Annotated in this window: 11 protein-coding genes and 1 pseudogene; 9 read left to right on the forward strand and 3 right to left on the reverse strand. The window is 70.9% G+C overall.

The window, feature by feature from the left end; translation table 11 throughout:
- Window positions 1–27: 27 nt before the first annotated feature.
- Window positions 28–1050, reverse strand: coding sequence for a LacI family DNA-binding transcriptional regulator (locus tag UQW22_RS11240; RefSeq protein WP_407317073.1), 1023 nt, complete (start codon window positions 1048–1050; stop codon window positions 28–30).
- Between the two features lie 232 nt (window positions 1051–1282).
- Between UQW22_RS11240 and yicI the strand changes: the two are divergent.
- The 6 genes and pseudogenes from yicI to nrdF all read left to right on the forward strand — a co-directional run.
- Window positions 1283–2788, forward strand: a pseudogene (yicI, locus tag UQW22_RS11245) (alpha-xylosidase); the annotation flags it as partial.
- Complete coding sequence (locus UQW22_RS11250) at window positions 2785–4236, forward strand: GH1 family beta-glucosidase (RefSeq protein ID WP_407317074.1); 1452 nt, start codon at window positions 2785–2787, stop codon at window positions 4234–4236. The pseudogene yicI and the gene UQW22_RS11250, both read left to right, overlap by 4 nt.
- Before the next feature lie 581 nt (window positions 4237–4817).
- The gene (gene nrdH / locus UQW22_RS11255) at window positions 4818–5060 is read left to right on the forward strand and encodes a glutaredoxin-like protein NrdH (protein WP_106268877.1); all 243 of its coding nucleotides are present in this window, start codon (window positions 4818–4820) and stop codon (window positions 5058–5060) included.
- A 62-nt stretch (window positions 5061–5122) separates the two neighbouring features.
- Window positions 5123–5554 carry a class Ib ribonucleoside-diphosphate reductase assembly flavoprotein NrdI gene (gene nrdI, locus UQW22_RS11260; RefSeq protein WP_407317075.1) on the forward strand — a complete coding sequence of 144 codons (432 nt, stop codon included), beginning with the start codon at window positions 5123–5125 and terminating at the stop codon, window positions 5552–5554.
- 44 nt (window positions 5555–5598) lie between these two features.
- On the forward strand, window positions 5599–7725 hold the full coding sequence (nrdE, locus tag UQW22_RS11265) for a class 1b ribonucleoside-diphosphate reductase subunit alpha (protein WP_407320790.1): 2127 nt from the start codon (window positions 5599–5601) through the stop codon (window positions 7723–7725).
- Between the two features lie 47 nt (window positions 7726–7772).
- Complete coding sequence (nrdF, locus tag UQW22_RS11270) at window positions 7773–8753, forward strand: class 1b ribonucleoside-diphosphate reductase subunit beta (RefSeq protein WP_407317076.1); 981 nt, start codon at window positions 7773–7775, stop codon at window positions 8751–8753.
- A gap of 269 nt (window positions 8754–9022) precedes the next feature.
- On the opposite strand, the gene UQW22_RS11275 is transcribed toward nrdF, so the two are convergent.
- Window positions 9023–10003 (reverse strand): FKBP-type peptidyl-prolyl cis-trans isomerase, encoded by a 981-nt coding sequence (locus UQW22_RS11275; protein ID WP_407317077.1) that lies wholly within the window; start codon window positions 10001–10003, stop codon window positions 9023–9025.
- A gap of 110 nt (window positions 10004–10113) precedes the next feature.
- On the opposite strand from UQW22_RS11275, the gene UQW22_RS11280 reads away from it, so the two are divergent.
- The 3 genes from UQW22_RS11280 (at window position 10114) to UQW22_RS11290 (ending at window position 12046) form a co-directional block, all read left to right on the forward strand.
- Window positions 10114–10413, forward strand: coding sequence for a hypothetical protein (locus tag UQW22_RS11280; RefSeq protein WP_407317078.1), 300 nt, complete (start codon window positions 10114–10116; stop codon window positions 10411–10413).
- Window positions 10414–10511: 98 nt separating this feature from the next.
- Complete coding sequence (locus tag UQW22_RS11285; RefSeq protein ID WP_407320792.1) at window positions 10512–11252, forward strand: alpha/beta hydrolase; 741 nt, start codon at window positions 10512–10514, stop codon at window positions 11250–11252.
- A gap of 5 nt (window positions 11253–11257) precedes the next feature.
- Window positions 11258–12046: an alpha/beta fold hydrolase gene (locus UQW22_RS11290; RefSeq protein WP_407317079.1), complete on the forward strand. Its 789-nt coding sequence runs from the start codon at window positions 11258–11260 to the stop codon at window positions 12044–12046.
- A 27-nt stretch (window positions 12047–12073) separates the two neighbouring features.
- Here the strand turns inward: UQW22_RS11290 and UQW22_RS11295 are convergent, their stop codons facing one another.
- Window positions 12074–13480, reverse strand: coding sequence for a hypothetical protein (locus tag UQW22_RS11295; RefSeq protein ID WP_407317080.1), 1407 nt, complete (start codon window positions 13478–13480; stop codon window positions 12074–12076).
- Window positions 13481–13539 lie beyond the last annotated feature (59 nt).

Below are 13539 nucleotides of genomic sequence, written 5' to 3' on the forward strand. Positions count from 1 at the left end.
GTCGCCGGCACATCGAGCTCGAAGCCGTCAGGGGGTGAGGTCCGTTGCTGCCGGGCCGGGCGCCCCGCTGGTCCGGTCGGTGAGGACCGGGGCGAGCAGCCGCGTCTCGGCCGGCTGCTCGCCCCGCAGGCGTGCCATCACCATCTCGACGGCCACGGATCCGATCATCGCGGCCGGGATGTCGATGCTCGTGATGGGCAGCGACTGCGCGAGGGCGACGTCCTCCGGACAGACGGCGATCACCGACGTGTCGCCGCCGACGACGCGCCCCCGCTCGCGCAGCCGGGCCAGCACGTGCGGCAGGGCGCGCTCGTTGTGCACCACGAGACCCGTGGTGCCCGGAGCACGGTCGAGCACGGCGTCGACGGCCCGTTGGGCGCCTGCCGGGTGCGGCTCGCACGGCTCGACGGTGACGTCGAGGCCGCGGGCAGCCGCCGTCGTGGTGAAGCCGTGCACCACCCGGTCTGCGTACGACGTGTGGCGGTCCATCACCTCCGGCGGCGAGCCGAGCAGCGCGACCTCGCGATGACCCGTCGCCGCCAGGTGGCGGGCGCCCACGACGCCGACCGCCTCGAAGTCCAGGTCGACGCAGCTCAGCCCGCCAGCGTCTCGTGGCAGGCCGATGAGCACCGTGGGTTGGCGCAACGCACCGAGCACCGGGATACGCGGGTCGTCCGCCTCGACGTCCATCACGACGATCGCGTCGACCATGGACCCCGCGGCCACGCGCTCCAAGCCGCCCACGTCGTCCTGCGTCAGCAGCAGGACGTCGTGCTCGAAGCCGCGGGCGCGGGTCACGACGCCGGTGACGAACTGCATGATCACCGAGACGTCGACCCCGGAGCGGAGCGGCGCCATGAGCCCGATGACGTTCGTCCGGTTGGAGGCGAGCGCCCGGGCACCCATGTGCGGGCGGTACCCGAGGTCCGCGATCGCCTGCTCCACGCGGCGTCGCGTGGGCGGGCTGATGGAGCGCTTGCCCGACAGCACGTACGACACCGTCGACGCCGATACTCCGGCCGCGCGGGCGACGTCCTCGATCGTGGCCATTCCTCAGCTCCTCGTGGTGGGGTTCCGACGCGGCACCCTCGGTGAGGCAAACCGTAGTCCCCGCGGTAGGTGCAGCGGTGCGGAGGGTTGCGGATGTCGCGAGAACATGGTCGCACCGTAGTCGAAGCGCTTCGCCCCGTGCGCCTGGATGGATGAATGGGGTGGCCTGTGACCTCTTGACGACAAGGGCGGGCTGGCTGATACTCGTTCATCGAAGCGCTTCGACAGCGCGCCGGCCTGGTCCTACGGGCTGTGGCTGACGACGTCGTTCACCACGGACTACGACGAGCGGACCGTCATGTCCTTCATCGACGGGATGGCCGAGCGGGACCTGCCGCTGAGCGTCTTCCACTTCGACTGCTTCTGGATGCGCGAGTACCAGTGGTGCGACTTCGAGTGGGACCCGCGCACGTTCCCGGACCCGGAGGGCATGCTCGCCCGCCTGCACGACCGCGGCCTGAAGGTCAGCGCGTGGATCAACCCGTACGTCGGGCAGCGCTCGCCGCTGTTCGCCGAGGCCGCGGAGCGCGGCTACCTGCTGCGCACCGCCGACGGCGGCACCTGGCAGTGGGACATGTGGCAGGCGGGGATGGGCCTGGTGGACCTCACCAACCCGGAGGCGACCGCCTGGTACGTCGGGCACCTGGAGCGCCTGCTCGACCAGGGCGTCGACTGCTTCAAGACGGACTTCGGCGAGCGCGTCCCGGTCGACGACGTCGTCTGGCACGACGGGTCCGACCCCCAGCGCATGCACAACTACTACGCACAGCTCTACAACGAGGCGGTCTTCGGGCTGCTCGAGCGACGGCGGGGGACGGGCGAGGCGGTCGTCTTCGCACGCGCGGCCACCACCGGCGGCCAGCAGATGCCGGTCCACTGGGGCGGCGACTGCGACTCCACCTACGCGGCCATGGCCGAGTCGTTGCGCGGCGGGCTGTCGCTGGCGATGTCCGGGTTCGGCTACTGGAGCCACGACATCGGCGGGTTCGAGGGCACGCCGGACGCCGGCGTCTTCAAGCGGTGGCTGGCCTTCGGGCTGCTGTCGAGCCACTCGCGGCTCCCCGGGTCGTCGTCGTACCGCGTGCCGTGGGCCTTCGACGAGGAGGCCGTGGACGTCGCCCGGCGGTTCACGCACCTGAAGATGCGCCTCGTGCCGTACCTCGCCTCGCTCGCCGAGGAGGTGGTCGGTGCCGGCACCCCGATGATGCGTCCCATGGTGCTGGAGTTCCCCGGTGACCCGTCGACCTTCGGCGTCGACACGCAGTACATGCTGGGGGGCTCGCTGCTGGTGGCGCCGGTGCTGCGCGAGGACGGCACCGCCGACGTCTACGTCCCCGAGGGACGCTGGACGCGGGTAGACCCCGGCACGGTGGCCGACGGCGGGGCGTTCGACGGGCCCGTCGTCACCGGCCCGCGGAGGGTGGACGAGACACACGGGTTCGCGTCGCTGCCCCTGTTCGTCAGACCGGGTAGCGTGCTCCCCGTCGGGGCCCGCACCGACCGTCCCGACTACGCCTGGGCCGAGGACGTGACGCTGCACTGCGTGGAGCTGGCAGCCGGTCACGACTCCGAGGTCCGTGTGCCCGGTGGCGAGGGCGCACCGGCGACCTTCCGTGTTCGACGCACCGAGGACGCCGTCATCGTCTCGAGTGGGAACGCTCCCACACGATGGGCGGTCCAGGTCGGTGGCCTGCGGACCGAGGCAGACGGTCCGGGAGAAGTGAGGATCCACCTGTGAGCAGCATCAGCACCACCGGCCAGTTCCCGCCGGACTTCCTGTGGGGGACCGCGACCGCGGCCTACCAGATCGAGGGGGCAGCGGCCGAGGGCGGGCGCGGGCCGTCGATCTGGGACACGCTGTGCCGCGTCCCCGGCGCCGTCCAGGGCGGCGACACCGGCGACGTCGCCTGCGACCACTACCACCGGTGGGCCGAGGACGTGGACCACCTGGCCCGGCTCGGCGTCACCGCCTACCGGCTGTCCATCTCCTGGTCGCGGGTCCAGCCCGGCGGTCGCGGTCCCCTCAACGCCGAGGGCGTCGAGTTCTACCGGAACCTGCTCGACGCGCTCCGCGAGCGGGGCATCACCCCCTACGTCACGCTCTACCACTGGGACCTGCCCCAGGAGCTGGAGGACGCCGGCGGCTGGGCCGTGCGCGAGACCGCGGAGGCCTTCGCGGACTACGCCCGCGCGATGGCCCGCGAGCTCGGCGACCGGGTCGCGCTGTGGACCACCCTCAACGAGCCGTGGTGCTCGGCCTACCTCGGCTACGCCTCCGGGGTGCACGCTCCGGGCCGGACCGAGCCGGCCGCGGCGCTCGCCGCCGTGCACCATCTCAACCTCGCCCACGGGCTCGCTGTCCGCGCGATCCGCGAGGAGATCCCCGGGGCCGCATGCTCCATCACCCTCAACCTGCACGTGTTCCGCGCGGACTCCGACTCGGCGGCGGACGCGGACGGGGTGCGCCAGGTCGACGGGCTCGCCAACCGGGTGTTCCTCGGGCCGCTGCTCGAGGGTGCCTACCCGGCCGACGTGCTGACGGACACGGCCGGCGTCACGGACTGGTCGTTCGTGCGCGAGGGAGACCTCGACGTCGTGCGGCAGCCGCTCGACGTGCTGGGCGTCAACTACTACTCGTCCACCCGGGTGCGCCGGTTCGACGGCGAGGGCGAGCCCGTGCGGGCCGACGGGCACAAGACGACCGCGGTCTCGCCGTGGGTCGCCGCCGACGACGTCGAGTTCCTGGCGCAGCCCGGCCCCCGCACGGCCATGGGCTGGAACGTCGAGCCCGCCGGGCTGACCGAGCTGCTGCTCGGCCTGCACGAGCGGTACCCCGACCAGGCGCTCGCCGTCACCGAGAACGGGGCCGCGTTCGAGGACGAGGTCGTCGAGGACCCGGCGCTCGGCATCGACCGTGTCCACGACGTCGCGAGGGTCGCGTACCTGCGCGACCACGTGGCCGCCGTCGCCGCCGCGATCGACGCCGGTGCCGACGTCCGCGGCTACTTCGCGTGGTCGCTCATGGACAACTTCGAGTGGGCCTACGGCTACTCCAAGCGGTTCGGCCTGCTGCGCGTGGACTACCCGACCGGTGAGCGCACCTGGAAGGACTCGGCGTACTGGTACGCCCGGCTCACCCGCACCGGCCGGATCCCCGGGGTGTTCGAGGCCGGCCCGACGGCCTGACCGTCCCCCGGTGGCGGGTTCGGCGCGGCGCGCCCGGGTGTGCTCGACACGCCCGGGCGCGCCAGGTGTGAGGAAGATCTGAGGAACGCTTCCGAGGGGCGGACCGAGACCGCCCGCGGCCGTGCTCGAGCGTCGTGCACAGGTGTGGACCGTCGTCGTCCACGGGCTGTGGACGACGACGGTCCACGCGCGTCGGTGCGCGCTCCCCGCGGTGCGCGGCCGGTGGACCGGGCGGTGGACGGCTGGGGTTGTCGGACCCTCGTGCGACGATGCTCGCGGATGCTCCGGGAAGGCTCGCGACGGCCCTTCCGGGCGAATCACACAGGTGTAAGTACGACCGTGGCGACCACAACATGTCGTGGGCGAGCGGTCGGCGAACACTAGGTGTAGTGTTTGTGGGACGCGGAAGCCACTGGCTCCGCGTGAACAACATCGGCGTAGTTCCACCGGTGTCGTCACTGGTCACAGGCTCCCGGCAAGGGCGTCGGGGGACCGGCGGCGGCGGGAGCGGAGCTCCGTCGGGTACCACCACACATGACACCGGACGACCGCCGATCGGGCGGCGAGACAGGGAGTGCGACATGAGCGTCACGGTCTACAGCAAGCCGGCCTGCGTGCAGTGCGATGCGACCTACCGCGCCCTCGACCGCAAGGGCGTGGAGTACACCGTCGTGGACATCACCGAGGACGCCGAGGCGCTCGAGATGGTCCGCGGGCTCGGCTACCTGCAGGCTCCCGTCGTCGTCGCCGGCGACACGCACTGGTCGGGCTTCCGCCCCGACCAGATCAGCGCCGTCGCGGCGCAGCAGGCCGTCTCGGCCTGACACCCGGCTGCGGCGTCCGTGGCCGACGAGGCACACCGCACGTCCTTCGGGGGGAGGGTGACATGGGGTCGCTCGTCTACTTCTCCAGCGTCTCGGAGAACACGCACCGGTTCGTCCAGCGTCTCGGGCTCGAGGAGCTCGGGACGCCGGTCCACCGCATCCCGCTGCGCCCCGCCGACGGCTTCCTGACGGTCGACGAACCGTACGTCCTCATGGTCCCCACCTACGGCGGGGGCAACGAGGGCGGATCGGTGCCGCGCCAGGTCCGCCGATTCCTCGGCGACACGCACAACCGGTCGTTGATCCGCGGCGTCATCGCCGCGGGCAACACCAACTTCGGCGCTGCCTACTGCATCGCCGGCGACATCATCTCGGCGAAGTGCCAGGTGCCGTACCTGTACGCCTTCGAGCTGCTCGGGACGGCCGAGGACGCCCAGCGCGTCCGTGACGGATTGGGACGATTTTGGCAACGACAGTCACTGATCTCGGCGTGAGCACGACCTCCGCCGACGCCCCGGCGCAGGACGGCCCCGCCGCGGTGCCCCTGCAGCAGTCGGAGCTCGACTACCACGCGCTCAACGCGATGCTGAACCTGTACGGACCGGACGGCACGATCCAGTTCGACAAGGACCGCGAGGCGGCTTCCGCGTACTTCCGGCAGCACGTGCTGCCGAACACCATCGAGTTCGACACGCTCGACGAGAAGCTCGACCACCTGGTCGACAACAAGTACTACGACCCGACCGTGCTCGCGAAGTACTCGCGCGCGTTCGTCAAGGAGCTGTTCCAGCGCGCCTACGCCGCGGACTTCCGCTTCGAGTCGTTCCTCGGCGCGTTCAAGTACTACACGTCGTACACGCTCAAGACGTTCGACGGGAAGAAGTACCTCGAGCGTTTCGAGGACCGCGTGTCGATGGTCGCGCTCGGCCTGGCCGACGGCGACGAGCAGACGGCCCGCGACATCGTCGACGAGGTCATCTCCGGACGCTTCCAGCCGGCCACGCCGACCTTCCTCAACGTCGGCAAGGCGCAGCGCGGCGAGCCCGTGTCCTGCTTCCTGCTGCGCATCGAGGACAACATGGAGTCCATCGCGCGCGGCATCAACTCCGCCCTGCAGCTCTCCAAGCGTGGTGGCGGCGTGGCCCTGCTGCTGAGCAACGTGCGCGAGCACGGCGCGCCGATCAAGCACATCGAGAACCAGTCGTCCGGCGTCATCCCCGTGATGAAGCTCCTGGAGGACTCGTTCTCCTACGCCAACCAGCTCGGCGCCCGGCAGGGTGCCGGCGCGGTGTACCTGCACGCGCACCACCCGGACATCCTGCGGTTCCTCGACACCAAGCGGGAGAACGCGGACGAGAAGATCCGGATCAAGACGCTCTCGCTCGGCGTCGTGATCCCGGACATCACGTTCGAGCTCGCCAAGCGCAACGAGGACATGCACCTGTTCAGCCCGTACGACGTCGAACGCGTCTACGGCAAGCCGTTCGCGGACATCTCGATCACCGAGAAGTACGACGAGCTCGTCGCCGACGACCGGATCCGGTCCACGACGATCACGGCCCGCGACTTCTTCCAGACGATCGCCGAGCTGCAGTTCGAGTCCGGCTACCCGTACGTCATGTTCGAGGACACCGTGAACCGGGCGAACCCGATCGCCGGGCGCATCACCCACTCGAACCTGTGCTCGGAGATCCTGCAGGTCTCCACCGCGTCGACGTTCAACGAGGACCTGTCCTACGACGAGGTCGGCCGGGACATCTCCTGCAACCTCGGCTCGCTGAACATCGCCAGGACGATGGACTCGCCGAACTTCGGGCACACCATCGACACCGCGATCCGTGCGCTGACCGCCGTCTCCGACCAGACGAGCATCGAGTCGGTGCCGTCGATCAAGAAGGCCAACGAGCTCGGGCACGCGATCGGCCTCGGGCAGATGAACCTGCACGGCTACCTCGCCCGCGAGCGGATCTACTACGGGTCCGACGAGGGCATCGACTTCACGAACATGTACTTCTACACCGTCGCATACCACGCGATCGCGGCCTCCAACCGGCTCGCGAAGGAGCGGGGGCGCGCGTTCGGCGGGTTCGAGGAGTCCACGTACGCCTCCGGCGAGTACTTCGACAAGTACACCGAGACCGAGTGGAAGCCCGCCACGGGACGGGTCGCCGACCTCTTCGCCCAGGCCGGCGTGCACCTCCCGACCCAGGACGACTGGCGCGAGCTCAAGGCCTCGGTCGTGGAGCACGGGCTGTACAACCAGAACCTGCAGGCGGTGCCGCCGACGGGGTCGATCAGCTACATCAACAACTCGACGTCGTCGATCCACCCGGTGGCTGCCAAGATCGAGATCCGCAAGGAAGGCAAGCTCGGTCGCGCGTACTACCCGGCGCCGTACATGACGAACGACAACCTGGAGTACTACCAGGACGCGTACGAGATCGGCTACGAGAAGATCATCGACACCTACGCGGCGGCCACCCAGCACGTCGACCAGGGTCTGTCGCTGACGCTGTTCTTCCCGGACACCGTGACCACCCGGGACGTCAACAAGGCGCAGATCTACGCCTGGCGCAAGGGCATCAAGACGCTCTACTACATCCGCCTGCGACAGCTCGCGCTGGAGGGGACGGAGATCGAGGGTTGCGTCAGCTGCATGCTCTGACACCCCGCTCCGCCCCTGACCTGTAGCGCACGACGAAGGAACCCGCCATGGCACCCACCGGACAGCTCAAGCTCATCGACCGCGTCAGCGCGATCAACTGGAACCGCGTCCAGGACGAGAAGGACCTCGAGGTCTGGGACCGCCTGGTCGGCAACTTCTGGCTGCCCGAGAAGGTGCCGGTGTCCAACGACATCCAGTCGTGGAACACGCTGTCGAAGGCCGAGAAGCTGATGACCACGCGCGTGTTCACCGGCCTGACGCTGCTGGACACGATCCAGGGCACGGTCGGGGCGGTCTCCCTCATCCCGGACGCGATCACGCCTCACGAGGAGGCGGTGTACACCAACATCGCGTTCATGGAGTCGGTGCACGCCAAGAGCTACTCCTCGATCTTCTCCACGCTCATCTCGACCAAGGAGATCGACGAGGCCTTCGCCTGGTCCGAGGAGAACCCCGCCCTGCAGCGCAAGGCGGAGATCGTCCTCGACTACTACCGTGGCGACGACCCGCTCAAGCGCAAGGTCGCCTCGACCATGCTCGAGTCCTTCCTGTTCTACTCGGGCTTCTACGCGCCGATGTACTGGTCCAGCCGCGCCAAGCTGACCAACACGGCCGACCTCATCCGGCTCATCATCCGCGACGAGGCCGTCCACGGGTACTACATCGGCTACAAGTTCCAGAAGGGCCTGGCCAAGCTCACCTCGGCCGAGCAGGACGAGATGAAGGCGTACACCTTCGAGCTCCTCTTCGAGCTGTACGAGAACGAGGTCGAGTACACCGACGCGCTCTACGGCGAGCTGGGGCTGACCGAGGACGTCAAGAAGTTCCTGCGGTACAACGCCAACAAGGCCCTGATGAACCTGGGCTACGAGGGGCTGTTCCCCAAGGACGAGACGGACGTGAACCCGGCGATCCTCGCTGCGCTGAGCCCGAACGCCGACGAGAACCACGACTTCTTCTCCGGGTCAGGTTCCTCGTACGTGATCGGCAAGGCCGTCGAGACCGAGGACGACGACTGGGACTTCTGAGACTCTCAGGAGCTCAGCAGCCCGCTTCGGCCGACCAGAGGCCCGGCCACCGCAGACTCTGCGGTGGCCGGGCCTCTTGGCGTGCCGGCTCTCTCGTGGGCGCTACCTCGCTACCTCGCGCCGGGCTGCGCTACCTCGCGCCGGGCTGCGCTATCTCGCGCCGCGCTGCGCTACCTCGGCGGCTGCACTCGCACGACGATGAACGGCGGGCCCTCGCGTGGAGCGAGGGCCCGCCGTTCGTCATGCCGGGCGCCTTGGCCCGGGGTGGATCACTCGGCGTCGAGGATGTCGACGACGAAGATCAGGTCCTCGCCGGCGAGCTCGTTGCTCTCGTTCGCCTCGGCACCGTAGGCCTGGTCGGCGGGGATCACCAGCAGCACCTGGCTGCCCACGGTCTGGCCGGAGATCCCGTCGGTCCATCCCGGGATGACCTGCTGCAGGGAGAACGACGACGGTTCGCCCCGCTCCCAGGACGAGTCGAAGACCTCGCCGTCCAGGGTCCAGCCGGTGTAGTGGGCGATCACCGTCTGCTCGGCGGCGACCTCCTCGCCGTCGCCCTCGATCAGGGTCTGGGCGACGAGCTCGTCCGGGGCCTCGTAGCCGTCCGGGATCTCGATCGAGGGTGCGCCGTCCTCGCCCAGGGTGACGGTGGGCAGGCCCTCGGCGGGCTCCACGGCCTCGCCCTCGGCGCGGGACGGGATCTCGACGGCGTCGGTGACCTCGATGAGGTTCACGACGGTGGACGGCTGGTTCTCCGCGTCCATGGTCGGGTTGGCGATGAGGAGCCGGGTCCCGACGGACTGGCCGACCAGGGGCTCGGTGAGGACCGAGTAGCGCTCGTCGCCGAGCGTGAAGCTCTCCGGGGAGTCGTTCTCCCACGTGGAGCCGACGCGCTCGCCCGCCGCGTCGTACGCGACGTACTGCATGGTGACCTTCATCCCCTCGGCGAGCTCGGCACCGTCGCCGGCGTCGACCGTCACCGTGGTGGGCACCGAGACCTCGATCGAGTCGAAGGAGAGCTCGGGCTCGGCGCCCGCCTCACCGGTGACCTTGACGGCCTCGACGGCGGCGATGTCCGCCTCGGTCGGTTCGGACGGCTGGGCGGCGTCAGCCGACTCCGAGGCTTCGGCGGAGGCCTCGGCCGACGGCGAGTTCTCCTCGGGTCCGGCGCCGTCGTCGGCACAGCCCGCCAGAGCGAGGGAGGCGGCCAGCACGACGCCTGTCGCGCCGGCGGAGGTACGGAGCTTCACAGGGTGTCCTTCGATCGAAAGGTGGGATCCGAGACACTCTAGCGGCCGAACCTGGGCGGGATTCACAGGTCCGGTGCGGGTCGCCGGGCGGAGGCGTGACAATGGAGGGCATGCCGTCGCGTCGACCGTCCCGGAAGCGCCCGTGGGGTGCGGAGCACCAACCCCTCGACCTGGACCGAGCCCTCGGCGGCGTGCGACACGTCAGCGCCGGTGACGGCGAGTGGACCGTGCGCCGGGTGCGCGGCAGCGACAAGGCCTACGTCTGCCCCACCTGCCACCAGCAGATCCCGCCCGGTACGCCGCACGTGGTCGCATGGGCCCGCGACGCGCTCGGCGGCGAGCAGGCCGGGCTCGAGGCCCGCCGGCACTGGCACTCCGCCTGCTGGGAGCGGCGCGAGCGGTTGCGCTGACCTGGCCGGCCACACCGTGCTGGGCGGGCGGGAGCCGCAGCCCGAACTAGGGTGGAAGGGTGAACGACGACGCCACCACCGGCCACCAGATCCGCTCGATGACCGTGCTGCCCGCCCGGCGCGAGGACGTCGAGCTGCACACCGCCGACGGGCTCACGCTCGTCGGTGAGCTCGCCCTGCCGGCGGGACGGGAACCGGTGGCGAGCCTGCTCACCCTGCACCCGTTGCCCACGCACGGCGGGTACATGGACTCGCACGTCTACCGCAAGGCGGCCTGGCGGCTGCCCGAGCTCGCCGACCTGGCCGTCCTGCGCTTCAACACGCGCGGCACGTCGTCCCCGCGCGGCACCTCCGAGGGGGATTTCGACGGCGGTGACGCGGAACGCTACGACGTCGCGGCCGCGCTGGAGCTCGCCGAGTTCCGCGAGCTGCCGCGCCCCTGGCTGGTCGGCTGGTCGTTCGGCACCGAGCTGGTGCTCAAGCACGGCGCGGACCCCAGCATCGAGGGCGCGATCCTGCTCTCCCCGCCGCTGCACCGGGCGACCGAGGCCGATCTCGACCGGTGGGCGCAGTTCGGCAAGCCGCTCGTCGTCCTGGTTCCCGAGCACGACGACTACCTGCAGCCCGCCGAGGCGCGGGAGCGGTTCGCCCGCGTGCCCCAGGCCGAGGTGATCGGGGTGGACGGCGCCAAGCACCTGTGGGTGGGGGAGCCGGCCGTGCGACGCGTGCTCGACGAGATCGTCCAGCACGTGCTGCCGGGCCACGACCCGCTGCCCACGCACCACGACGGCGAGGTGCAGCACGCCTCGGACGTCGCTCCGGTCACGACGAGAGGATGAGGACGATGACCCCGACCCTGGCGACCTACCTGCTGCGTGACGGTGCCGGCGTGCCGCTGGTGCTGCTGCACGGCTTCCCGCTCGACCACCGCATGTGGGCCTCCACGGTCGACCGGCTCCCGCCCGGGGTGCGCGTCATCGCCGTCGACCTGCCGGGGCACGGGCACAGCGACCTCGGCCAGCTCCCGCCGAGCCTGGACGCCGCGGCCGACCTCGTGCACACCACGCTGCGCGAGCAGGGCGAGGGCAACGCCGTCGTCGTCGGGCTGTCTATGGGGGGCTACGTCGCGCTCGCGATGGCCGAGCGCCACCCGGGCTTCGTCCACGGTCTCGGTCTCGTCGACACCAAGTCCACCGCCGACGACGACGCGGCTCGCGACGCACGGCTGCAGGTGGCAGCCGCCGTCACCGGCTCGCAGACCCTGGACGCGGTGATGGGGATGCCGTCCAAGCTCCTCGGGCCGACCTCCGAGCTGGAGCGACGGGGGCTCTACGCGACGGTGTACGCGTGGATCCGTTCGCAGTCGGTCGCCGGGGTGGCCTGGGCGCAGCGGGCGATGGCTGCCCGCCCGGACCGGACGCACGTCCTGCGGTCGTTCACCGGGCCGGTCGCCGTCGTGGTCGGCGCCGAGGACCACGTGACGCCGCTCGAGGACGCCCACCACATGGCCGACGCCGCACCGGCAGCGACGCTCACCGTCGTGCCGAACGCGGCCCACCTCAGCACGGTGGAGGAGCCGGACGTGGTGGCGAAGGCCCTCGCCGACCTGCACGAGCGCGCCCAGCGCCCGTGACGTCGGCGCCGCCGCCCGCGCGCCGGGTCAGGCGCGGCTGGCCGCCGTCTCGTCGCTGGACGAGGCGTCGTCCTCGGCGGACTGGGCGGACGCCGCCCGGGCCCGCTGGGCGGGCGTCTGGTCGAGCGCACCCTCGGCCGCGGGGCTCTCCGCGCTCTCGACGGACCGCAGGCCGGCCGGCGCGGCGATCGTCTCCACGGGGGTCTCGTCGGACGCCTTCTCGGTCCCGAGGAGGCTGCGGAGCTCCTCGAGGTAGGAGTTGATCGAGTCGTGCCGCCGCGTGAGGTCCTCGAGCTGCCGTTCCGCCGTCGTGCGGCTCTGCTCGGCCTCGGCCTGGGCGTCGGAGACCGTCTGCTCGGCGAACGTGCGGGCCTCCGCCACGATCGCGTCGGCGGTGCGGCGCGCGTCGGCGACGAGCTCCTTGACGTACGTGTCGGACTCGCTGCGGACCTGGTCGGCCTGCTGCAGGGCGATGGCGACCCGCTTCTCCGCCTCCGCGGCGTGCTCCTCGGCGGCGCTGACGAGCCGCTCGGTCTCCGCCCGGGCGACCTCGTGCCGCTCGGCAGCCTCGGTCTCCACCTGCTCGCGCTTCTGGGCGACCTCGAGCTCGGCGTCCGAGAGCGTCCGGCGGGCCCGCTCGCGGAGGTCCTCGAGCTCGGCGGTGACGGCGTTGGCGGCCTCGGCGGCCTGGTGCTTGGCCTCCGCGACGATGCGCGCGGCCTCGGTGCGGGTGCGCTCGAGCAGGTCGTTGGACTCCCGCTCCGCCTCCTCGCGCAGCGCCGCCGACTCCGCGGCGGCCTCGGCCCGGAGCTGCGCGACCTCACGGTCCGCGGTGACCCGCGCCTCGGTGACCTCGCGCTCGGCGGTCGAGCGCAGGGTGCCGATCTCCCGCTCGAGGCCGGCGCGCCGTTCGCTCTCCTCGGTGGTGAGGGTGCTCATGATGAGCGCGGACTCGCGCTCGGCCGAGCCGACGAGCTCCTCCGCGCGGCGCTGGGCGCCCTGCAGCGTGCCCTCCGCCTCGGAAGCGGTGGTCGAGCGGATCTCCTCGGCCTCGCGTCGTGCGCTCGACAGCAGCTCGGACGCCTCGGTCTCCGCTCGCTGGCGCACCTGCCCGGCGGCCAGCTTGGCGCGTGCCATGACGTCCGAGGCCTGCTGGTTGGCCTGCGTGAGGACTTCGGCGGCCTGCTCGTCGGCCGACCGCAGGAGCCGTTCGGCACGGGCGCCGAGACCGGCATAGGACGGTTTGTCGTTCTCCCGCAGCTGGCGGTGCGCCTCGGCGAGCTCGGAGGAGAGCTGCATGGCGCGGGCGTCCGTCGCCTCGACGTTGCGTCGAGCCTCCTCGACGGCCTGCTCGAGGCGGGAGATCTGGTTCTCGACCGCGGCGCGGTCGTAACCACGCATGGTGATCGGGAAGAGCGTGCGCTCGTCGGACACGTGAAGACCTCCGTCTGTCGTGGGTGCCGAGGCTCCGGCCAGGATAGACGTCACGTGGA

Origin of the sequence: Isoptericola halotolerans (assembly GCF_045689585.1) — a bacterium.
GTDB classification, from domain to species: Bacteria; Actinomycetota; Actinomycetes; order Actinomycetales; family Cellulomonadaceae; genus Isoptericola; species Isoptericola halotolerans_B.

What these genes read in the sequence shown, in the direction of transcription:
- nrdH (WP_106268877.1), top strand. Translation starts at nt 4,818, where the DNA reads ATGAGCGTCACGGTCTACAGCAAGCCGGCCTGCGTGCAGTGCGATGCG.
- UQW22_RS11240 (WP_407317073.1), bottom strand. Translation starts at nt 1,050, where the DNA reads ATGGCCACGATCGAGGACGTCGCCCGCGCGGCCGGAGTATCGGCGTCG.
- nrdF (WP_407317076.1), top strand. Translation starts at nt 7,773, where the DNA reads ATGGCACCCACCGGACAGCTCAAGCTCATCGACCGCGTCAGCGCGATC.
- UQW22_RS11285 (WP_407320792.1), top strand. Translation starts at nt 10,512, where the DNA reads ATGACCGTGCTGCCCGCCCGGCGCGAGGACGTCGAGCTGCACACCGCC.
- nrdI (WP_407317075.1), top strand. Translation starts at nt 5,123, where the DNA reads ATGGGGTCGCTCGTCTACTTCTCCAGCGTCTCGGAGAACACGCACCGG.
- UQW22_RS11290 (WP_407317079.1), top strand. Translation starts at nt 11,258, where the DNA reads ATGACCCCGACCCTGGCGACCTACCTGCTGCGTGACGGTGCCGGCGTG.
- UQW22_RS11280 (WP_407317078.1), top strand. Translation starts at nt 10,114, where the DNA reads ATGCCGTCGCGTCGACCGTCCCGGAAGCGCCCGTGGGGTGCGGAGCAC.